This is a genomic window from Mesorhizobium sp. M1365 (assembly GCF_040317865.1).
GTDB lineage: Bacteria > Pseudomonadota > Alphaproteobacteria > Rhizobiales > Rhizobiaceae > Mesorhizobium.
The window spans coordinates 1-22088 of sequence record NZ_JAMYLG010000001.1; the positions used below are offsets into that span (position 1 = coordinate 1).

At 63.3% G+C, this 22088-nt stretch carries 19 protein-coding genes; 11 read left to right on the top strand and 8 right to left on the bottom strand.

Features of this window, described 5'->3' with window-relative positions:
- Positions 1–116 precede the first annotated feature (116 nt).
- The gene (locus tag NKH04_RS00005) at positions 117–251 is read left to right on the top strand and encodes a hypothetical protein (RefSeq protein ID WP_352470139.1); all 135 of its coding nucleotides are present in this window, start codon (positions 117–119) and stop codon (positions 249–251) included.
- A complete protein-coding gene (locus NKH04_RS00010) occupies positions 248–493 on the top strand; it encodes a hypothetical protein (protein WP_352813658.1) in 246 nt (81 codons plus the stop codon). Before NKH04_RS00005 ends, NKH04_RS00010 begins: the two co-directional genes overlap by 4 nt.
- Before the next feature lie 67 nt (positions 494–560).
- Here NKH04_RS00010 and rhaI read toward each other — a convergent pair whose 3' ends face one another.
- A complete protein-coding gene (gene rhaI / locus NKH04_RS00015; RefSeq protein ID WP_352470137.1) occupies positions 561–1853 on the bottom strand; it encodes an L-rhamnose catabolism isomerase in 1293 nt (430 codons plus the stop codon).
- Positions 1854–1978: 125 nt separating this feature from the next.
- A complete protein-coding gene (locus NKH04_RS00020) occupies positions 1979–4081 on the bottom strand; it encodes a bifunctional rhamnulose-1-phosphate aldolase/short-chain dehydrogenase (RefSeq protein ID WP_353043887.1) in 2103 nt (700 codons plus the stop codon).
- Between the two features lie 187 nt (positions 4082–4268).
- Between NKH04_RS00020 and NKH04_RS00025 the strand changes: the two genes are divergently transcribed.
- The 7 genes from NKH04_RS00025 to NKH04_RS00055 all read left to right on the top strand — a co-directional run bounded on the left by NKH04_RS00025 (position 4269) and on the right by NKH04_RS00055 (position 11408).
- Complete coding sequence (locus NKH04_RS00025) at positions 4269–5078, top strand: DeoR/GlpR family DNA-binding transcription regulator (RefSeq protein WP_352488252.1); 810 nt, start codon at positions 4269–4271, stop codon at positions 5076–5078.
- 55 nt (positions 5079–5133) lie between these two features.
- A complete protein-coding gene (gene rhaS / locus NKH04_RS00030; RefSeq protein ID WP_352448664.1) occupies positions 5134–6129 on the top strand; it encodes a rhamnose ABC transporter substrate-binding protein in 996 nt (331 codons plus the stop codon).
- Between the two features lie 81 nt (positions 6130–6210).
- Complete coding sequence (locus NKH04_RS00035) at positions 6211–7752, top strand: sugar ABC transporter ATP-binding protein (RefSeq protein WP_353043888.1); 1542 nt, start codon at positions 6211–6213, stop codon at positions 7750–7752.
- Entirely contained in the window at positions 7749–8726 is a 978-nt protein-coding gene (locus tag NKH04_RS00040; protein WP_353043889.1) for an ABC transporter permease, read from the top strand. Before NKH04_RS00035 ends, NKH04_RS00040 begins: the two co-directional genes overlap by 4 nt.
- A complete protein-coding gene (locus NKH04_RS00045; RefSeq protein WP_352541322.1) occupies positions 8723–9724 on the top strand; it encodes an ABC transporter permease in 1002 nt (333 codons plus the stop codon). Before NKH04_RS00040 ends, NKH04_RS00045 begins: the two co-directional genes overlap by 4 nt.
- Positions 9724–10041 (top strand): L-rhamnose mutarotase, encoded by a 318-nt coding sequence (rhaM, locus tag NKH04_RS00050; RefSeq protein WP_352470130.1) that lies wholly within the window; start codon positions 9724–9726, stop codon positions 10039–10041. Before NKH04_RS00045 ends, rhaM begins: the two co-directional genes overlap by 1 nt.
- Positions 10038–11408 carry an FGGY-family carbohydrate kinase gene (locus tag NKH04_RS00055; RefSeq protein ID WP_353043890.1) on the top strand — a complete coding sequence of 457 codons (1371 nt, stop codon included), beginning with the start codon at positions 10038–10040 and terminating at the stop codon, positions 11406–11408. Before rhaM ends, NKH04_RS00055 begins: the two co-directional genes overlap by 4 nt.
- A 36-nt stretch (positions 11409–11444) precedes the next feature.
- Here the strand turns inward: NKH04_RS00055 and NKH04_RS00060 are convergent, their stop codons facing one another.
- Positions 11445–12695, bottom strand: a complete 1251-nt coding sequence (locus NKH04_RS00060) for a D-amino acid dehydrogenase (RefSeq protein ID WP_352851863.1) — start codon at positions 12693–12695, stop codon at positions 11445–11447.
- 43 nt (positions 12696–12738) lie between these two features.
- Positions 12739–13734, bottom strand: coding sequence for a UDP-glucose 4-epimerase GalE (gene galE / locus NKH04_RS00065; RefSeq protein WP_352977778.1), 996 nt, complete (start codon positions 13732–13734; stop codon positions 12739–12741).
- 265 nt (positions 13735–13999) lie between these two features.
- Between galE and hemA the strand changes: the two genes are divergently transcribed.
- A complete protein-coding gene (hemA, locus tag NKH04_RS00070; protein WP_352488572.1) occupies positions 14000–15277 on the top strand; it encodes a 5-aminolevulinate synthase in 1278 nt (425 codons plus the stop codon).
- Positions 15278–15428: 151 nt separating this feature from the next.
- Here the strand turns inward: hemA and NKH04_RS00075 are convergent, their stop codons facing one another.
- Together NKH04_RS00075 and mscL are read right to left on the bottom strand one after the other, a co-directional pair.
- Complete coding sequence (locus NKH04_RS00075) at positions 15429–16595, bottom strand: pyridoxal phosphate-dependent aminotransferase (RefSeq protein ID WP_353043891.1); 1167 nt, start codon at positions 16593–16595, stop codon at positions 15429–15431.
- A gap of 111 nt (positions 16596–16706) precedes the next feature.
- Positions 16707–17129, bottom strand: a complete 423-nt coding sequence (mscL, locus tag NKH04_RS00080; protein ID WP_352457754.1) for a large conductance mechanosensitive channel protein MscL — start codon at positions 17127–17129, stop codon at positions 16707–16709.
- Positions 17130–17361: 232 nt separating this feature from the next.
- Here mscL and NKH04_RS00085 point away from each other — a divergent pair, with 232 nt between their 5' ends.
- Positions 17362–20850 carry a PAS domain-containing hybrid sensor histidine kinase/response regulator gene (locus tag NKH04_RS00085; RefSeq protein WP_353043892.1) on the top strand — a complete coding sequence of 1163 codons (3489 nt, stop codon included), beginning with the start codon at positions 17362–17364 and terminating at the stop codon, positions 20848–20850.
- Between the two features lie 3 nt (positions 20851–20853).
- Here NKH04_RS00085 and NKH04_RS00090 read toward each other — a convergent pair whose 3' ends face one another.
- Together NKH04_RS00090 and NKH04_RS00095 are read right to left on the bottom strand one after the other, a co-directional pair.
- Positions 20854–21516 carry a response regulator gene (locus NKH04_RS00090; protein WP_502895700.1) on the bottom strand — a complete coding sequence of 221 codons (663 nt, stop codon included), beginning with the start codon at positions 21514–21516 and terminating at the stop codon, positions 20854–20856.
- Between the two features lie 119 nt (positions 21517–21635).
- Complete coding sequence (locus NKH04_RS00095) at positions 21636–22067, bottom strand: hypothetical protein (RefSeq protein ID WP_352501713.1); 432 nt, start codon at positions 22065–22067, stop codon at positions 21636–21638.
- Positions 22068–22088: the final 21 nt, after the last annotated feature.

The window sequence follows — 22088 nt, forward strand, 5'->3', positions numbered from 1 at the left end:
CTTCGCCCGGTAGCCGGCGGCGCGGTAGGCGGCGACCGGATCGATGGCGCCGCCGGTCTTCAGCCGCGCCATGGCAAGGATAGGCCGCAGCCACTGAGCATGGTACAGGCGTAAGCATGGCTGATCCGAAGCAATCCCAGATCCACAACTTCAAGGACGTAGCCCGCGGGCCTGAACGCGACGACGAGAAGCCCCTGGGCGAGCGGCTCAAGAAGCTGGTGAAGTACAAGCCGACAGAGAATCTGACGTGACCGATGAGCAGTTGGTTTTGGTAGCGATCCCATCGCTTGTGGCGGTTCTGCTCAATCGCGAACAGCAAAAGGGCTCGCCTTTGACTGAGGACGAAGTCGTGGCGATCAGGGACAGCGCCGCATGCATGGCGATGCCATACGACGTCGCCGCGCAGGTGGCGGAGAAGCGCGGCTATGATGACATCAGGCTTGAGAATGCTTGGGAAGACTGGAATGCGGTCCGCCCAAGCCTGGGCTTATAAACGCAACAATCGCGATTGATTCGCACCGACGACCCGCCTTAGGCGGGTTTTCGTTTTTCAGCCAATATCAAACAATCCCGCCGCCGACGCTCGCCACCGCCGGCCGTTCGGCTGCGACCTTCGCCCGGTAGCCGGCGGCGCGGTAGGCGGCGACCGGATCGATGGCGCCGCCGGTCTTCAGCCGCGCCATGGCAAGGATAGGCTCGACGTCGGTGCGATAGGCTGTCTTCAGCGTCTGCGTCGCCATCAGCGCGTCATTAGCGTCCTGGAAGCCTTCGAGCGCCTTGCGGTCGACCAGCAGCGCCTGCGCATAGGCGCGCTGCACCTCGACCGCCGACAACATCAGGCTTTCTATCGGATCGGTGACGTTATGGCTCTGGTCGAGCATGTGGGCCGGATCGAAACCTTCGGCACCGGCAAGCTCGGCATCGACCAGTTCATTGAAGACGAGGAACAGCCGGTAGGGATCGATCGAGCCGGCGTCGAGATCGTCGTCGCCATATTTCGAATCGTTGAAATGGAAGCCGCCAAGTTTCTTGAACTGGATCAGTCGCGACACGATCATCTCGATGTTGACGTTGGGGGCGTGATGGCCAAGGTCGACCAGACAGAACGCCTTGTCGCCAAGCTCGTTGGCGATGATGTAGTTGGTGCCCCAATCCTGCACGACGGTCGAATAGAAGGCCGGCTCGTACATCTTGTGCTCGGTGAACAGTTTCCAGCCGTCCGGCAGTCCGGCATAGATCTCCTTCATCGCGTCGAGATAGCGCTCGAATGCCTTGGCGAAATTGACCTGGCCGGGAAAGTTCGAGCCGTCACCGATCCATACCGTCAGCGCTTTGGAGCCCAGCGTCCTGCCGATCTCGATGCATTCGAGATTATGCTCGACCGCCTGCCGGCGTGTCGCTGCATCGGCATGCGACAGCGAGCCGAATTTATAGGAAAGTTTTTGGTCCCTGGCGTCGGAGAAGGTGTTGGAGTTGATGGCGTCGAAGCCGAGGCCGAAGCGGGATGCCGCCTGCTTCAGCCGGTTCGGATCGGCCTTGTCCCAGGGAATATGCAGCGAGACGGTCGGCGTCGCCTGCGTCAATTGCCGGATGACGGCGCAGTCCTCGATCTTGTCGAAAATGTCACGCGGCTCTCCGGCGCCGGGAAAGCGGGCAAAGCGGGTGCCGCCGGTGCCGACGCCCCAGGACGGGATGGCGACGGCGAATTTCTCGACCTTGTCGCGGATGGCGTCGATGGCGATGCCGCGGCGGTCGAGGCGCTCGCCGAGGGACTCGTAGTCGCGCTTGAGATTGGCGTTGCGCGCGGCATTATCTTTCTCGACAACATCGGCGGAGATGATGGTTTCGGACACTAAAGTTTCCTCCCAAATGCGTTCGGTTGGCGCTGCCCCTCATCCGCCTGCCGGCACCTTCTCCCCGTATGGTAACGGGGAGAAGGGTAAAGCTCCGGCGTCGGCGCCAACCCTCAAACGACTGCTTATCGCGTAAAGCTCTGTGCGTTGCCGGCGTCGACGTTGATGATGTTACCGGTCGATTTGGCCGACATATCGGAGGCGAAGAAATAGATCGCCTCGGCGATGTCTTCGGGGAACACCGACCGCTTCAGCATCGAACGCGAGCGGTAGTGCTCCTCGAGATCGTCGGTCGACATCTTGTAGGCGGCGGCGCGCTGTTCCTTCCATTCGCCGCTCCAGATCTTCGAGCCGCGCAGCACGGCGTCGGGGTTGACGACATTGACCCTGATCTGCGCTTCCGCGCCTTCCAGCGCCAGGCAGCGTGCCAGATGGATTTCGGCGGCCTTGGCAGTGCAATAGGCGGCGGCGTTTGGCGATGCGGCAAGCCCATTCTTGGAGGCGACGAAGACGACGTTGCCGCCGATCTTCTGCGCCCGAAACAGCCGGAACGCCTCCCGCGAAACCAGGAAATAGCCGGTCGACAGGATGTCCATGTTCTTGTTCCACAGCGTCAGCGTGGTGTCCTCGATCGGCGCCGAGGAGGCCAGGCCGGCATTGGAGACCAGAATATCGATGCCGCCGAATTCGACCGCCGTTTCGGCAAAGCCGGAGATCACCTGATCCTCGGACGTGACGTTGATGACTACGGGCCGCACGAAATCCTTGCCATAGGCCTTGGCAAGCTCGTCATTGGCGCCGGCAAGGGCTGCTTCGTCGATATCGGCCAGCACGACGCACGCGCCCTCGCGCAGCAGCCGGTTGGCGGTGGCCCGGCCAATGCCGCCGGCGCCGCCGGTGACCAGCGCAATCTGGCCGGCAAGAGCCTTTGGTTTCGGCAGGCGCTGCAGCTTTGCCTCTTCGAGCAGCCAGTATTCGATGTCGAAGGCTTCCTGGTCGGGCAGGCCGACATAGGTCGAGACCGTCGAGGCACCGCGCATGACGTTGATGGCGTTGACGTAGAACTCGCCCGATATGCGCGCCGTCGCCTTGTCGCCGGCGAAGGTGAACATGCCAACGCCGGGCATCAGATAGACGACGGCGTTCGGATCGCGCACCGGTGGCGAATCCGCGTGCTTGCAGCGGTCATAATAGGCCCGGTAGCCGACGCGATACTCCGCCACATCATCGGCAAGACGGGCAATGACGGCATCGACGTCGGGATTTTGGGGGTCGAACTCGATGACCAGCGGCCGGATCTTGGTTCGCAGGAAGTGGTCCGGGCAGGACGTGCCGAGTGCCGCCAGCGGCCGCAAATCCCTGGAATTGACGAATTCGAGCACGGCAGGGGAATCGTCGAAATGGCCGAGCTTGTGGCTGTTCTCCGAGATCAGGCCACGGATCCTCGGCATCAGTTTTGCGGCCGCGGCGCGACGCGCAGGCGCATCGAGGGATTTGACTACTTCGCCGCCGAAAATCGGCTTGCCCTGGCTCTTGCGCTCGAACCAGTCGATCGCCTGGTTGATCACCGAGATCGTCGTCTCGTAGCATTCCTTCGGTGTGTCGCCCCAGCTGAACAGGCCATGACTGGCCAGTACGACACCCTTGGCTTCGGGGTTTTCGCGGCAGAATTTCTCCAGCCACAGGCCGAGCTCGAAGCCCGGACGTTTCCATGGCAGCCAGCCGATCGTGTCGCCGAAGATCTCCTTGGTCAGCGCCTGCGAATCCTTGGCGGCGGCAATGGCGATGATGGCATCGGGATGCATATGGTCGACAAAAGGCTTCGGCACGAAGGCATGCAGCGGCGTGTCGATGGAAGCCGCACGCGGGTTGAGGTTGAAGGTGCAATGGGGCAGATAGCCGACCATCTCGTCTTCATGTTCGAGGCCGCGATAGAGACCTTTCAGCGCCCGCAATTTGTCCATGTAGAGCGTGGCGAAGCCGTCGAGCTTGATCGAGGCGCTGTCGCCGCCCGAGCCCTTGACCCACAGCACTTCCACGCTCTCGCCGGTGAGCGGATCGTTTTGCCAGATCTTGGAGGAGGTGTTGCCGCCGCCATAATTGGTGACGCGCTTGTCGGAGCCAAGAACATTCGAGCGATAGACCAGACGTTCGGGCTCGCTCATTGCTTGCGCTTTTGCGTCATCCCAAAGATTGGCGAGGCGCGTGCCGGAGCGCTTGTCGAGCATAGGTATCCTCCCTTTGGGACACGCAAACGGCGCGGGTCCCTTTTGTACGAATTTCTACGCAAGCAGCGGCCTTGTCAATCACAAACGATCAATATCAGTCATATTGCATTGCACAATGAAATTATCTGATCGGAAATGATTGACACTGCGCGCTTTGGGTGACTAGATGCTCCGGCAGGGAGGAACCATGCACGAGAAAGAGCGCCACAGGATCATTCTGTCCGCCGTCCAGGAAAAGCCTGTGGTGACGGTGCAGGAGATGGTCGACCTGACGGAGTCGTCGGAGGCGACGATCCGGCGCGACATCGCGGCATTGCATGTGCAAAAACGGCTGCGCCGGGTGCGCGGCGGCGCCGAGGCGCTTTCGCCGCCGCAGTTCATCGGCCTTGCCGGCCGGCCCTTTTCCGTCAACGAGACCATCAACGCTTCGCAGAAGCGGGCAATCGCGCGGGAAGCCGTCGAACTGTGCAAGGACGGCGAGCCGATCATCATCAATGGCGGCACCACCACCTTCCAGATGGTGCATTTCCTGACCGGCCGCCGCATGCCGATCTTCACCAATTCCTTCCCGATCGCGGAGCATTTGCTCAGGCACTCCAAGAACACGGTGATGCTGTCGGGCGGCACCATCTACCGCGAGCAGAACATCATCCTGTCGCCGTTCGACAATGACGTGACGCGCAATTTCTACGCGCGCCGCATGTTCATGGGCGCGCAAGGGCTGGGGCCGCTCGGTCTTATGGAAGGCGACCCGCTGCTGATCCAGGCCGAGCAGAAACTGATCGACCAGGCAGACGAATTGGTGGTGCTGGTCGATTCCTCGAAGTTCCGCAAACGCTCGAGCCTGATCCTGTGCGGCCTGTCGCGCATCGCCACGGTGATCACCGACGACGCCATCGAGGATCGCGAAGCCAAGATGCTGGAGACCGCCGGCGTGACGCTGATCATCGCCCGCACAACGGCAACCAACAAGGAAGAATCTTCGCTGCAGGCCTGAGAACCCCTCGCGCCCGCAGCGGCGATGGAATGCAACGCTCAAGGGAGGATATTCGATGAGCTTTCTGAAGAAACTGATGGTTACGGCGGCGTTCTCCGCCGCCATGTTCGTGAATGCCGCCTACGCCGAAAACGTCAAGATCGCGCTGGTGGTGAAGTCGCTCGGCAACGGCTTCTTCGACGCCGCCAACAAGGGCGCCGAAGAGGCGGCCAAGGAGCTCGGCGATGTCGACATCATCTACACCGGCCCGACCAAGGCGACCGCCGAAGCGCAGATCGAAGTGGTCAATTCGCTGATCGCCCAGAAGGTCAATGCCATCGCCATTTCGGCGAACGACGCCGACGCGCTGGTGCCAGTGCTGAAGAAGGCGATGCAGCGCGGCATTACCGTCATCTCGTGGGATTCAGGCGTCGCGCCGGAAGGACGCCAGCTTCACCTCAACCCCTCCGATACCAACCTGATCGGCGAGACCATCATCAAGCTGGCCGCCGACTACCTGCCGGAAGGCGGCGATGTCGCCATCCTGTCGGCTTCTTCGACCGCGACCAACCAGAATGCCTGGATCGACGCGGCCAAGAAGGTGCTGCCGGAGAAGTTCCCCAAGATCAAGCTCGTCGCCACCGTCTATGGCGACGACGACTCGGCCAAGAGCACGGACGAAGCCAAGGGCCTGCTGAAGTCCTATCCGAACCTCAAGGCGATCATCGCACCGACCACGGTCGGCGTCGTTGCCGCCGCGCAGGTGGTGACCGATGAAGGCCTGATCGGCAAGGTCAACGTCACCGGCCTGGCGCTGCCGTCGGAGTTCAAAAAGTTCATCGACAATGGCGCCAGCCAGGCGGTTGCGCTGTGGAACCCGATCGATCTCGGCTACTCCGCCGTCTACCTCGCCCACGACCTGGCGGTGAAGAAGGAAGAGGCCAAGCCCGGTGCTACGCTGTCGATCGGCCGCGTCGGCAAGGTCACGCTCGACGACACCAACTCGGCTGCGATGGCTCCGCCCTTCCAGTTCGACAAGTCGAACATCGAAAAGTTCTCCAAGATCTATTGATCCTGGGACCTTCGAAACGGTGCGGCGGGGCTCAGGTTCCGCCGCGCTTTCAAACGAACCTTGCTAGGGCTTGATACGATCATGGACACGACAGCCCAGCACGAAGTGGCACATCAAGCGCCTTTGTCATCCGGACCGCGCCTGACGCTGTCCGGCATCTCGAAAAGCTTTCCCGGCGTGCGGGCGCTGCACAATGTCGGCCTGTCGCTCTATCCCGGCCAGGTAACCGCGCTGATCGGCGAAAACGGCGCCGGCAAGTCGACGCTGGTCAAGATCATGACCGGCATCTACCAGCCGGATGCTGGCACGATCAGCATCGACGGCCAGCCGGTCACACTGCCCAGCGCCCACGCCGCGTTCGGGCATGGCATCACCGCCATCCACCAGGAAACCGTGCTGTTCGACGACCTGACGGTGGCCGAAAACATCTTCCTCGGCCATGCGCCGCGCACGCGTTTCAAAACCATCGACTGGCGCACCATGCGCAAGAATGCCCGCGAGGTGCTCGACACGATGGGCGCCGGCCATATCGACGCCGACGCCAGGCTGAAGGATCTCGGCATTGCCAACAAGCACCTAGTCGCGGTTGCCCGCGCCATGTCCATCGACGCGCGGATCGTCATCATGGACGAGCCGACGGCAGCGCTTTCGATGAAGGAGATCGAAGAGCTTTTCCTGCTGATCGAATTCCTCAAGAGCGACGGCAAGGCGATCCTGTTCATCAGCCACAAATTCGATGAGATCTACCACATCGCCGACCGCTATACCGTGTTCCGGGACGGCGAGATGGTCGGCGAAGGCCTGATCAAGGACGCCGGCCAGAGCCAGATCGTGCGCATGATGGTCGGCCGCTCGGTCGATCACATCTTTCCGCAGCGCAAGGCCGAGATCGGCGCGCCGGTGCTGGCCGTCTCCGGCCTGTCGCACCCGACCGAGTTCGACGACATAGGCTTCGAGCTGCACAGGGGCGAAATCCTCGGCTTCTACGGCCTTGTCGGCGCCGGGCGCAGCGAGGTGATGCAGGCGATATCAGGCATCACCCGCACCAGCGGCGGCACGATCACGCTGGAGGGTAAGGCAATCGCGCCGAAATCGGCGGCGGATTCGATCGACGCCGGCATCGTCTATGTGCCGGAGGAGCGCGGCAAGCAAGGCGTGGTGATCGGCCTGCCGATCTTCCAGAATGTCTCGCTGCCCTCGCTCAAACGCACATCCAAATCCGGCATATTGCGGCTGGCCGAAGAGTTCGCGCTGGCCCGCTCCTACACCGAGCGGCTCGATCTGCGCGCCTCCTCGCTCAGCCAGGACGTCGGCACGCTGTCGGGCGGCAACCAGCAGAAGATCGTCATCGCCAAATGGCTGGCGACCGCGCCCAAGGTGATCATCCTGGACGAGCCGACCAAGGGCATCGACATCGGCTCGAAGGCGGCCGTGCACGGCTTCATGGCCGAGCTCGTCGCGCAAGGCCTGTCGGTGATCATGGTGTCGTCCGAATTGCCGGAAATCCTCGGCATGTCGGACCGCGTCGTCGTTATGCGCGAGGGCCGCATTGCCGCGGTCTACGACAATAAAGGGCTCGACGCCGAAACCTTGGTCAGGACGGCAGCGGGGATCGCGGCATGAAGGCTCTTCTCAAACACCGCGAGGTCTGGCTGCTGGCGGCAATCGTCGTGCTGATCGGGCTGATCTCCACGCGGTTTCCACGTTTTGCCGATCCGGCCAACCTGCGCCAGGTGTTCAACGACACGTCGATCCTGATGATCCTGGCGCTCGGCCAGATGGTCGTCATCCTGACCCGCTCGATCGACCTGTCGATGGCTTCAAATCTCTGCTTCACCGGCATGGTGGTGGCAATGCTGAACGCCGCGCATCCGGCGATCCCGATCCCGCTGCTGATCGTCATCGCACTGCTGGTCGGCCTGGTGCTCGGCGCTATCAACGGTCTGCTGGTATGGCGGCTGAACATTCCCTCGATCGTGGTAACGCTCGGCACCCTCACCATCTACCGCGGCGCCACGTTCGTCATTTCAGGCGGCGCCTGGGTCAACGCCGACCAGATGAGCGCTGATTTCATCGGCCTGCAGCGCGCGGCTTTCATCGGCATTCCGGTACTGTCGTGGATCGCCCTGCTGGTTATTGCGCTGTTCTTCCTCGTGATGACGCGCACCGCGCTCGGCCGCTCGATCTATGCCATCGGCGTCAACCCGACCGCATCGGTCTATGCCGGCATCGATGTCGGACGGACGAAATTCATCGTCTTCTGCATCTCGGGGATGATCGGCGGCCTCTGCGGCTATCTGTGGATTTCGCGCTACGTCATCGCCTCGGTCGAGGTCGCCAACGGCTATGAGCTCAACATCATCGCCGCCTGCGTCATCGGCGGCATTTCGATTGCCGGCGGCATCGGTTCGGTCGGCGGCGCCGTGCTCGGCGCGCTGTTCCTCGGCATCATCTCCAACGCGCTGCCGGTCATCAATATCTCGCCCTTCTGGCAGATGGCGATTTCAGGCAGCGCCATCATCCTGGCCGTGGTGCTCAACGCGCGCGGCGAACGCCGGCAAGGCCGCATCATCCTCAAGAAAGCGGAAGCGGCATGACCGACACCCCTGCCCCACGCCACATTCCCGATCGGCTCGACAAGCCGCTGACGTCGGCGATCTTCTCATGGGAGGCGCTGCTGGTCGTCGTGGCGGTTGCCATCTTTGCCGTCAACAGCTTTGCCTCGCCCTACTTCCTCGACGCGTGGTCGTTGTCGGACCTGACCTTCAACTTCACGGAAAAGGCGCTGATCGCGCTGGCCATGGCGCTGCTGATCATCTCCGGCGAAATCGACCTGTCGGTGGCCGCCATCATCGCGCTGGCTTCAACAATGATGGGCATGGCGGTGCAGGCCGGCGCCGGCATGCCTGAACTGGTGGCAATCGGCCTCGTCGTCGGGCTCGGCTGCGGCGCCTTCAACGGACTGCTCGTCACCAGGCTCGGCTTGCCGTCGATCGTCGTCACCATCGGCACGATGAGCCTGTTTCGCGGCATTGCCTTCATCATCCTCGGCGACCAGGCCTACAAAGGCTATCCCGCGAGCTTCGCCTTCTTCGGCCAGGGGTATGTCTGGTGGGTGGTGTCGTTCGAACTGACGCTTTTCCTGGTCGCGGCAGTCGTCTACTGGTTCCTTCTGCACCGGACGAGCTTCGGCCGCCGGGTCTTTGCCATCGGTAACAACCCGGTCGCGGCGCAGTTTTCCGGCGTACGCGTCGGCCGTATCAAATTCATCCTGTTTTGCCTGACCGGCCTGATGGCGGGCATCGCCTCAGTGCTGATCACATCGCGGCTCGGCTCGACCCGGCCGTCGATCGCGCAGGGCTACGAGCTGGAAGTCATCACCATGGTGGTGCTTGGTGGCGTCAGCATCTTGGGCGGGGCCGGCAGCATAGTGGGCGTGGTGCTCGCGGCCTTCATCATGGGGCTGGTGACCTTCGGCCTCGGCCTGCTCAATGTGCCAGGGATCGTTATGTCGATCTTCATCGGCCTGCTGCTGATCATCGTCATCGCGCTGCCGATCCTGTGGCGGCGAGTACGGCGGGAGCGCTTTGCCTGATGCCGGAGAAATACGCGTTCAAGATGAAGCTCAATCCGGGCATGAAGGCCGAATACAAGAAGCGCCACGACGACATCTGGCCGTCGCTGGTCGCGCTGCTCAAGCAGGCCGGTATCTCCGATTACTCGATCCATCTCGACGAAGAGACCAACACCTTGTTCGGCGTGCTGTGGCGCCGTGACGACCACGGCATGGACGAATTGCCGAAGCATCCGGTGATGCAGCGTTGGTGGGCCGAGATGGCGGACATCATGGAGACCAAGCCGAACAACGAGCCGGTGGCGGTGCCGCTGGAAACAATGTTCCATATGGAATGACCCGCCACGTCGCCGTCATCGATATCGGCAAGACCAACGCCAAGGTGGCGCTGGTCGATCTTGCCGCAGCAAGCGAAGTCGCGCTGCGCAGGATGGTGAACGAGCCGGTTCGGCAAGGCCCATACCCGCACCATGACGTCGAGCGGTTATGGGCGTTTATCCTTGGCAGCCTGGCCGAGATCGACTGCGAGCAGCGCATCGATGCGATATCGATCACCACCCATGGCGCAACGTCCGTGCTGGTCGACGCATCAGGCGAACTGGCGCTGCCGGTGCTCGACTACGAATTCGACGGTCCGGATGCCCTTGCCGGGGACTATGACACGATCCGTCCGGCGTTCTCCGAGACCGGCACGCCGCGCCTGCCGGCCGGCCTCAATCTCGGCGCGCAGCTGTTCTGGCAGCAGAAGCGCTTTCCGGCGGATTTCGCCAGAACCGCCGCGATCCTGATGTATCCGCAATACTGGGCCTTGCGCCTGACCGGCGTCGCCGCCAGCGAGGTGACTTCGCTCGGCTGCCACACCGATCTGTGGAACCCGTGGAAAGCGGATTTTTCGTCGCTGGTCGACCGGCTGCAATGGCGCCGGCTAATGGCGCCGGTGCGGCAGGCCAGGGACCGCCTCGGGCCGATCCTGCCCGCGCTTGCGACACGGACCGGGCTCGACCCGCAAACGCCGGTGTTTTGCGGCCTGCACGATTCCAACGCCTCGCTGCTGCCACATCTCCTGTCCGACCGACCGCCTTTCTCCGTGGTCTCGACCGGCACCTGGGTGGTGTCGATGGCGGTTGGCGGCAACAAGATCGCGCTCGACCCGGCCTGCGATACGCTGGTCAATGTCAACGCGCTCGGCGATCCCGTGCCGTCGGCGCGCTTCATGGGTGGCCGCGAGTTTTCCGTGCTGACCGAGGGCCAATCGGAGAACTGGACGGAAGACGATGTTGCCACGGTGCTGGCGCGCAAGACGTCCCTATTGCCCTCGACCCAACAGGGTTCGGGCCCGTTTCCGCATCATACCGCATCATGGCTTAACGCGGACGGTATGAGCGTCGGCCAGCGCTTTGTCACCATCTCGTTCTACCTGGCGCTGATGACCGCGACCTGCCTCGACCTGATCGGCGCGGACGGTCCAACCATCGTCGAAGGACCCTTCGCCCGCAACCGGCTGTTCACCCGCATGCTGGCTGCGGCGACGGCGCGTGGCGTCATCGCCTCCGAGGCTGCGACTGGTACCAGCATCGGCGCCGCCTTGCTGGCGTCGGACCAGGGGACACCGCAAGGCAGAGGCGAAAGGACCGAACCGTCGGCCGATCCATTCTGGACAAGTTACGTGCGCTCCTGGCGTTCGGCGGTCGACGAACGAGCCTGACCGCCGAGCTCATGCCGCCCTGATGTCCGGAGATGCCTAGCCCGCGTAGAGCAATCCTTGCGGATCGATCTCCGGCTTGCGGCCGGCGACCACATCGGCAAGGAACTTTCCCGAGCCGCAGGCCATGGTCCAGCCGAGATGGCCGTGGCCGGTGTCGAGGTAGAGATTGTCGTACCGCGCCCGGCCGATGACCGGCACGGAGTTCGGCATCATCGGGCGAAGTCCAGCCCAGAGCTCGGCCTTGCTCTCGTCGAAAGCGCCGGGGAACAGGTCCTTGGCGGTGTTCAGGATCGAGTTGAAATCGCGTGGCTTGAACGTGCGGTCGAACCCGGTGAACTCCGCCGTCGAGGACATCCGCAGCCGATTTCCCAGCCTGGAATAGCCGATCAGCCGGTCCTCGTCGGCGCCACCCATGATCGGCCCCTTGCTTTCATCTTCCAGCGGAACAGTCACGGTATAGCCCTTCACGGGATACACGGGCAGATCGATGCCGTAGCGGCGGCCGAGCAGACCGCTCTCCGGCCCCATGGAAATGACCACTGCGTCACCCGCCACCGGGCCGGCCGAGGTCATCACGGCGCGCACCCGGTCGCCGTCGATGTCGAGGCCTTCGACCGTGGTGCCGTAGAGGAATTGGACGCCGAGTTTCTCGGCGGCATAGGCAGCGAGGTTCTGCGTGAATTGGCTGGAGTCGCCGGTCTGGTCGATCGGCGAATAGACGCCGCCGGCTATCTTGTCCTTGGCGCCGGCAAGGCCGGGCTCGAGCTCGACCAGCCGGTCGCGGCCGACGATCTCGATCGGCAGGCCGTGTTCGCCGAGATAACGATAATTGTCGGTGCCGGTATCAAAGCTCTGCTGCGAGCGGAAGAAATACAGAATGCCTTTCTTGCGCTCGTCATAGTGGATGCCGGTTTCGGCGGAGACGGCGTTGATGCAGTCGCGCGAATAGAGCGCCAGACGCAGCTTGACGTCGGTGTTGGCGCGCATGCGCTTATGCGTGCACTGGCGCAGGAAGCGCAGGCTCCAGGCGAAAAAATACGGATCGAAGCGCAGCCGCACCTTGATGCCGAGATCGTGGTTGTAGAGGCCGCGCAGGAACGTCTTCAGCGCGGCGGGCGAGGCCCAGGCGGTGGCATCCCCGGGCGACACCAGGCCGGCATTCGACCGGCTGGTGCCGCGTGCCGCCGCCGGATGGCGCTCGATCACCGTCACCTCATGGCCGTCGCTGGCCAGATAAAAGGCCGCCGCCGTACCGACGACGCCGGCCCCAAGCACCAGGATTTTCATTCCGCCCCCAGCGCGCTGAACCAACCTTTGCGGAGAGCCCACTTCACCCCAGAGCCGAATTCTTGCTGGTCAGGATGCGCTCCCAGGCAAGCGCATCGGCAACGATCCGGTCAAGGTTGTCGCGCTGCGGGGTCCAGCCGAGCTCGCCGCGCGCCAGCTCCGAATTGGCGACGACCGCGGCGGCGTCGCCGGCGCGGCGATCGCCCATCCGTACGTCGAAATCATGGCCGAAGACGCGACGGACGCTGTCGATGACCTCGAGCACCGAATAGCCGTGGCTGTAACCACAATTGGCGACCAGGCTCGATCCGCCGGCACGCAGCCGCTGAAGCGCCAGCCGATGCGCCGCCGCCAGGTCGCTGACGTGGATATAGTCGCGCATGCAGGTGCCGTCCGGCGTCGGATAGTCGGTGCCGAACACCTGCATGAAGGGGCGCTTGCCGAGCGCCGTCTCGCAGGCGACCTTGATCAGATGCGTGGCACCGGGCGTCGACTGGCCGGTGCGGCCCTTCGGATCGGCGCCGGCGACGTTGAAATAGCGCAGCGCCGTATAGCGCAACCCATGGGCACTTGCCGCGTCGCGCAGCATCCATTCGCTCATCAGCTTGGACAGGCCATAGGGCGATTCCGGCGCAAGCCGGGCATCCTCGCGCACCGGCTCCAGGCCGGCGCCGCCATAGACGGCGGCGGTCGAGGAAAAGATAAAATTGGGCACGCCTTCGCGCACCGCAGTCTCGATCAAGGTGCGCGTCTTGCAGGTATTGTTCTCGTAATAGGCAAGCGGGTCAGCGACCGATTCGGGGACCACGATCGAGCCGGCGAAATGGATGATCGCGTCGATCTTATTGTCGCGAATGATCGAAGCGACCAGTTCCCTGTCGGCGACGTCGCCGACGACGAGCTTTGCTTCCGGGGCCACCGCCCATTCAAAGCCGGTAGAAAGCCGGTCGAGGACGACGACGCTGTCGCCCGTGTCCAGCAATTCCCAGACCATATGGCTACCGATATAGCCGGCACCGCCTGTCACCAAAACCGTCATCCGCATCCTCGCTATTCATGATTTATCGGAACTGTCTCAATCGTCGCCGTACTGGAAAATCCGCCGCCAGGCCATTAAAACCTGCGGTAACCAGTCTCATCGGCGCGTGGCATTGTCCTGAAACAAGATTGATCCACATCAAGGGAATAGGCCACGTTCCGTGGTCGTTAGGAACAGGCTCGGGGCGTGGCATTTTGACCAAAAAGGCCAGGTGGACGACGAATGGGCCAATGACTATGATCCCGCGCAAAACTGGGAAGGCGACATGAACTATCAGCGGTTTTTCGAGGAAGCGATCGACCAGCTCCATGCGGAGCGTCGCTACCGCGTCTTCGCCGACCTTGAGCGTATCGTCGGGAAATTCCCGCGCGCCATCTGGCGGGCCAATGGCCGCGCCGAGGAAATCACCGTCTGGTGCTCCAACGACTATCTCGGCATGGGCCAGCATCCCGACGTCATTGCCGCGTTCCAGAAGGCGGCAGGCAAGATGGGGTCGGGGGCCGGCGGCACCCGCAACATCTCCGGCACCAGCAACCCGCTGGTCGAGCTCGAACTGGAGCTTGCCGACCTGCACGACAAGGAAGCGGCACTGGTTTTCACCTCCGGCTTCGTTTCCAACGAGGCGTCGATCTCGACCATTGCAAAGCTGCTTCCCAATTGCCTGATCATCTCGGACGAGCTCAACCACGCTTCGATGATCGAGGGCGTGCGGCGCTCGGGCGCCGAGAAGAAGATCTTCCGCCATAACGACGTCGCGCATCTCGAAAGCCTGCTGCAGACGGCCGGCCGCGAGCGCGCCAAGCTGATTGTCTTCGAGAGCGTCTATTCGATGGACGGCGACATCGCGCCGATCAAGCAGATCGTCGAACTCGCCGAGCGCTACAACGCCATGACCTACATCGACGAGGTCCACGCCGTCGGCATGTACGGGCCGCGCGGCGGCGGCATCACCGAGCGCGAAGGGCTGGCCGACCGCATCGACATCATCGAGGGCACGCTGGCCAAGGCGTTCGGCACGCTTGGCGGCTACATCGCCGGCACCAGCGCCGTGATCGACGCGGTGCGCTCCTATGCGCCGGGCTTCATCTTCACCACGGCGTTGCCGCCGGCGATCGCTGCCGCGGCAACCACCTCGATCCGCCATCTCAAGCGCTCGCAGGCCGAGCGCGATGCGCAGCTGCGTCAGGCGACACGGACCAAGCAAGTGCTGGCCGCGGCCGGCCTGCCGGTGATGGAGTCGCCTACCCACATCGTGCCCCTTCTGGTCGGCGATCCCGAGCTCTGCAAGATGGCCAGCGACCGCCTGCTCGGTGTGCACGGCATCTACATCCAGCCGATCAACTACCCGACAGTGCCGCGCGGCACCGAGCGGCTGCGCATCACGCCTACACCGTTCCATTCGGACGCGTTGATTGCGTCCCTGCAGGACGCGCTGGTCGAGACATGGGATGCGTTGGGGATTCCCTACGGTTCGGCGGGCCGACCGTCGGTCGCCAAGAGCGATCGCGTCATTCCGTTGCTGGTGCCGAAGTCGGGCGGCTGAAGCCCGTTTGAAACTCTACTCCGGCGGCCATCTGACGCGGCTTTCTGCGCTTCCGGTGCTCACGGACCCAAATGTCCGCTGCGCTCCGGTTCTCGAAACCCACGCCAGCTGACTCGCCGGAGCGAGTTTCAACTCGGGGCTTCGAGGCAGCTCACACACTCTTCATCCATTTCGCCAGCCGGTGTGCGGCTTCCTCGAGCTGGTCGAGGCGGCGGTGGAAGCACAGCCTGAGGAAGGCTTCGCCGCCGGGGCCGAAGGCGGTGCCGGGAGCCAGGCCGACATTGGCGCGGTCGACCATGTCGAAGGCGGCGGCGCGGGAATCGGAGATGCCGTCGACCGCGAAGAACAGATAGAATGCGCCCTGCGGCACGGTGAACCGCGCCCTGCCGGTCGTAGCGAGAATGCCGCAGACCAGGTCGCGCGCCGCCCTCGCCCGCTCCACCTGCTCGACGATGAAGGCGTCGCCCTCATCGAGGGCAACGACGGCGCCGCGCTGCATGAACTGCGCAACGCCGGACGTCGAATACTGGACCAGGTTCTCGAACACCTGCTGCAAGGCGGGATGGATCTTGATCCAGCCGATGCGCCAGCCGGTCATCGCCCAGTTCTTGGAAAAGGAATTGACGAACAGGATGCGATCCTCATCGGCCATGATGTCGATGAAGGACGGCGCGCGGCCATGGCCGTAATGAAACAGCGAGTAGATCTCGTCGGCGATGATCCACAGGCCCCTTTCACGGGCAAGGTCGAGGATCGCCTGCAGCGTCTCCTTGTCGGCGGTCCAGCCGGTCGGGTTGGACGGCGTGTTGACGAACAGCGCCTTGGTCCGTGGCGTGATCGCCGCTGCGATCTTGTCGGCATCGCAAGACCAGCCATTGCCCGACTGGTCGAGCGTGACCGCGACCGGCACGGCGCCGGCGACGCCGGCGGCGGCGGCGAAGTTCGGCCATGCCGGCGACAGGTAGACGAGTTCGTCGCCCTTGCCGGCCACCGCATCGATGGCCATCTGGATGGCGTGCATGCCGGAGCCGGTGACGATGAATTCCTCGTTGGCGAAAGTCTTGCCGAAATGCCTGGTATAGTAGCGGGCGAGCGCCTGCCTGAGTTCGGGAATGCCCCGCTGCCAGGTGTAGAAGGTCTCGCCGCCGGCGAGTGCCTTGGCGGCTGCATCGGTGATGAAGGCAGGCGTCGGCAGGTCGCCCTCGCCGGCCCAGAGCGGGATCATGCCGTCGCGGCCGCGGCCACGGTTCATGACGGCGACAATGCCGCTTTCAGGCGCCGCCCGCGCTTCGGCGCGCAGAGTATCGATCAGGGTCATGGATGGGTCCGTTTTCGTTTGCTCGACTGCTAGCGTGTTTCAGGGCGGACGAAAACAGAAAACCCCGGCCGCAAGCGACCGGGGTTTTGGTCCAGAAAGTTACCGCAGGCGCTACTTTCTGGCGAGGAGATCGCGAATTTCGGTGAGCAGCGCGACGTCGGCCGGCGGCGGAGCGGCCGGGGCGGCCGGTTTTTCACGCTCCAGCCGCTGGCGCAGATTGTTCACCGCCTTGACCATCACGAAGATGATGAAGGCGAGGATAAGGAAGTTCAGCGCCACGGTGATGAAGCTGCCATAGGCGAAGACCGCGCCCTGTTTCTTTGCCTCAGCCAGCGATGTGGCGTTAACGGCCGAGGACAAGGGCAGAAAGTAGTTGTTGAAGTCCAATCCGCCCAAAATCGCCCCGATGACCGGCATGATGATGTCGTCGACCAGCGAGGTGACGATCTTGCCGAAGGCAGCGCCAATGATGACGGCGACGGCCAGGTCCATCACATTGCCCCTGGAAATGAATTCCTGAAATTCTTTCAGCATTCGACCCTCCTTGTCCTGACCGGCCGTGCTGCCGTCCACGCCTCGGCATCGACCGGCGGGCAGAATAGCAAAAACCTGCGGTTGCGACAGGCGCAAAGACGTGTTTCCCCGGCCTGGATTGCGCGAAGCCGCGGCCATAATGCGCCGAAAGCCGCGATGGACTCGGTGGCCAAGCTGTGATTGCGTCTGCAAGGCCGGATGAAAAAATCGGCGCAGGGAGGAAGTTCGAGCCGTGCAGGGCTGGTTCATCGTCATCATCGCGATCGCCTACGTGACGTTGCTGTTCGTCATCGCCAGCCTGGGCGACCGGCGCTCGACTTCATCCGGGCCTGGCCGCGCCCGGCCCTTCATCTATGCGCTCAGTCTCGCCATCTACTGCACCTCCTGGACCTTCTTCGGCTCGGTCGGCCTGTCCTCCGAGCGCGGCCTCGAGTTCCTCGGCATCTATATCGGACCGGTGCTGGTGTTTGTGTTCGGTTTTCCGCTGCTACAGCGCATCGTCAGGCTGGCCAAAACCGAGAAGATCACCTCGATCGCCGACTTTCTCGGCGCCCGCTACGGCAAGAGTTTTGCTGTCGCGGCGATCGCCACGCTGATCGCGACCATCGGCGCGGTGCCCTATATGGCGCTGCAATTGAAGGCGATCTCGGGCTCGGTCAGCCTGATGGTCGAGCACTATACCGGCTCGCCGCCGTCGTTCGATCCGTTCGTCAGCGACATCTCGCTGGTCGTTGCCATGCTGCTGGCGCTGTTTGCGGTGCTGTTCGGCACGCGCCACGCCGATGCCACCGAGCACCAGGACGGGCTGGTGCTGGCGGTGGCAGTCGAAACCGTGGTCAAGCTCGCCGCCTTCCTGGCAATCGGCCTGATGGTCATGTTCCTGATCTTCGGTGGGCCAGGCGACATGTTCGACCGGCTCGCCGAAAACACGCAGGTGCGCCAGGCGATGGGCTACAACACCTCGCTCGCCACCTGGCTGGTGCTGACATGCCTGAGCGGCTTTGCCATCCTGATGCTGCCGCGCCAGTTCTATGTCACCATCGTCGAGAACCGCAGCGAGGCCGAGCTGCGCACCGCGACATGGGTGTTTCCGCTCTATCTGGTGGCAATCAACCTGTTCGTGCTGCCGATCGCGCTGGCCGGCCTGGAACTGGTCGGCCCCAGGACCAGCAGCGACCTTTACGTGCTGTCGCTGCCGCTGTTCAGCGGCCACGACGTGCTGGCCATGGCCGCCTTCATCGGCGGGCTGTCGGCGGCGACCGCAATGGTGATCGTCGAAAGCGTCGCGCTGTCGATCATGATCTCCAACGACCTGGTCATTCCGCTGTTCGTGCGCCGGCTGCTGCGGACCACGACATCCGAGAACGAGGACTGGTCGACGCTCATCCTCAATGTACGCCGGGCGGCGATCTTCATCATGCTGTTCATCGCCTTTCTCTACTACCGCGAGAGCACCAATAGCGCGCGGCTGTCCTCGATCGGCCTGATGTCGTTCGCCGCGATCGCGCAGTTCGCGCCGGCAATGATCGGCGGCCTGATCTGGCGCGGCGCCAACGGAAGGGGTGCCGCACTTGGCATGGTCGCCGGCATCGTCGTCTGGAGCTATACGCTGCTGCTTCCCTCGCTCGTCGCGCCCGATACCGGCATCCTCGTCCACGGCCTGTTCGGCTTCGATGCATTGCGGCCGCAAGCGCTTTTCGGCACCGTCGCCGAGCCGCTGAACCATGGCGTGCTGTGGAGCCTGTCGATCAACACGATTTTTTTTGTGTTCGGCTCGCTGTCGCGCGCCTCCGTGCCGCTGGAACGCATCCAGGCATCGATCTTCGTGCCGCGCGAGGCGGGGCCGCTGCCGAGCCTGCGCCGCTTCCGCACCACCATAACCGTCAACGACCTCAAGGACACGATCGCGCGCTATCTCGGTGTCGAACGCACCGAGCGGTCATTTCAGTCGTTCGAAAAGAGCGGCGGCACTTCACTGCACGGCAACGAACAGGCCAGCATGGATGTCATCCGCTTCTCCGAGCAGCTTCTGGCCAGTGCCGTCGGCTCCTCTTCGGCGCGGCTGATCCTGTCGCTACTGCTGCGCCGCAACGACCGCGAATCCAAGGACGCCTTCCGCCTGCTCGACGACGCCACGGAGGCGCTGCAGCACAATCGCGATCTGCTGCAGATCGCACTCGACCAGATGGAACAGGGCATCACTGTCTTCGACCGCGATTTCCGGTTGATTTGCTGGAACCGCCAGTACCGGGCGCTGTTCGACCTGCCCGACGAGATGGGCCAGGTCGGCGTCTCACTCGATCGTATCCTGCGCCACCTTGCCGAGCGCGGTGACATACCGGCAGACCAGCGCGTCACCATGCTCAACCGCCTGACCAGCTTCGTCAGCCCATGGCAGATGGAGCTGAAGACCAGCGGGCGCATCCTGGAATTGCGCTCCAATCCGATGCCGGACGGCGGCATCGTCGCCACCTACGCCGACATCTCTGGACGCGTCGAGCAGGATCTGGCGCTGAAGCGCGCCAACGAATCCCTGGAACAGCGAGTGAAGAGCCGCACCGCCGAGCTCACCCGCGTCAATGAGGAGCTGGCGCAGGCGCAGATGCTGGCCGAGGAGGCCAATCTCGGCAAGACCCGCTTCCTCGCTGCCGCCGGCCACGACATCCTGCAGCCGCTGAACGCCGCCCGCCTCTATTGCTCGTCACTGATCGAGAAGACTGGCAAGGGACCTGCCGGCAAGGCGGCGATGAACATCGAATCGTCGCTGGAATCGGTCGAGACCATCCTCGGCGCGGTGCTCGACATTTCGCGCCTCGATGCCGGCGCGATGAAGCCGGACGATACGAGCTTCGGCCTCGACGGGCTGCTGCGCCAGATCGGCAACGACTTCCGGCCGCTTGCCGCCGAAAAGAAGCTCGAACTCTCGATCATGCCGTCGTCGCTCAGCGTCATGACGGACCGCAATCTGCTGCGCCGGCTGATCCAGAACCTGGTCTCAAACGCCATTAAATACACGCGCCATGGCCGCATCCTGGTCGGCGTGCGGCGGCGCGGCGAATTGGCCGAGATCCAGGTTATCGACACCGGCATCGGCATTGCCGGCGACAAGCTCAACACCGTGTTTCGCGAATTCACCCGGCTCGACGAGGGCGCACGCGAGGCGGAAGGCCTCGGCCTTGGGCTCTCCATTGTCGACCGCATCGCCCGCGTCCTGCGCCTCGAAATCCGGATCTTCTCCAACCCAGGCAAGGGCACACGCTTTTCCGTGTTGCTGCCGGTGGCGGCCGTGCAGGCACCGCGGCGTGAGGCGGAGGCGAAGCCGCCTGCCCGTGCAGCGGCCTCGCTTGCCGGGCTCAATGTGCTCTGCATCGACAACGACGCCCGCATCCTCGACGGCATGCGGCTCCTGCTCGAGGGTTGGGGCTGCAGCGTCGACACGCTTTCCGGCGCGGAGGATCTCGACAGGTCCGGCATGCATCGGCCGGACATCGTGCTTGCCGACTATCATCTCGACAACAGGACCGGCCTCGAATTGATCGCCCAGTTGCGTGCGATCCATGGCGAGGACCTGCCGGCCGTGCTGGTCACCGCCGACCGCTCCAGCGAGGTTCGCGGCGCTGCCGGCAGGCTCGACGTGCCGGTGATCAGCAAACCACTGAAACCGGCGATGCTGCGCTCGATGATGGCCAGGGTCAGGCCGCTGGCGCCGGCGGCCGAATAGGAATCAGCCGGCCGCCTGAACCGGGTCGCTGCCGATTTTGGACAAAAGGATGACCGCCTGCGTGCGGCTGTCGACCCCGAGCTTCTGCAGGATAGCCGAGACATGCGCTTTGATCGTCGCTTCGGAGACCCCGAGTTCATAGGCGATCTGCTTGTTGAGCAGTCCCTCAGCCAGCATGCCGAGCACGCGCGTCTGCTGTGGGGTCAGCGCCTGCAGCCGCTTGATCAGGTCGGAAATCTCAGGATCGCGCTCGACGCCGAGATCGACCCCGGCGGGTGCCGCGATATCACCTGCGAGCACCGACTGCACAGCATTGCGGATCTCCTCCATGCTGGCCGATTTGGAGATGAAGCCCGAGGCGCCGAGATCGAGCGCGCGCCGGATCGTCACCGGATCGTCATGCGCCGAGACCACCATCATCGGCACCGCCGGATGGATGCCGCGCAGCGAAATCAGGCCGGAAAGACCGCTTGCCCCCGGCATCGAGAGATCGAGCAGCACCAGATCGACGTCCTCATTGGCCAGGACCAGCGCCTTGGCGCTTTCGAAATCGCCGGCCTCGTGAATGGCGGCAACGTCTCCGATGCCCACGAGTGCCTCCCTCAATGCACCGCGAAAAAGCGGATGATCGTCGGCAATGACGAATGTGTAGCCCAACGGTGATATCCCTCCCCGAATCCCGTTGGCGATTTTCCGCCTTGCAGGATCTGAACGATCATAACGCTACGCCTGCTGTTCGGCGTGGCCGGCTTGCTATTCCCGCCCCAGGTCTTTTTGCGAATTGCCTAGGTCTTTTGCGAATTGGGCTTGGCGCCGTCTTCGTCCTTGTCCATGTCCTTGACGATGTCCATGAAGCTGCGCAGGAAGCGCTCCATGTAGCCCATCGTCTTGTTGAAATCCTCCTCGCTGGGCAAAGTCGATTCGAAACGCGCGGCAAGCGAATTTTCGAGCTTGGCGACGCGCTCGTCGAGCGCCTTCACCGAATTTTGCAGCCGGTCGACCTCATCCTGGAGGGCGGCACGTTCGTCGGCCGCCGTCTTGCAGACGAGCTGGCCAGAGCGTTCCTCGCAGAGCGACATGGCGCCGGTTTGCGTATCCATGCGGACATAGCCATTGGCCGATTTCTCCAACCGGTAGCGATCGGCTTCCTCGGAAAAGGCCGACGCCGCGACAAGCGACACCACTGCTGCGGGGATCAAGACGTGTTTCAGACGCATGTTTTCCTCCATGAGCCAGTC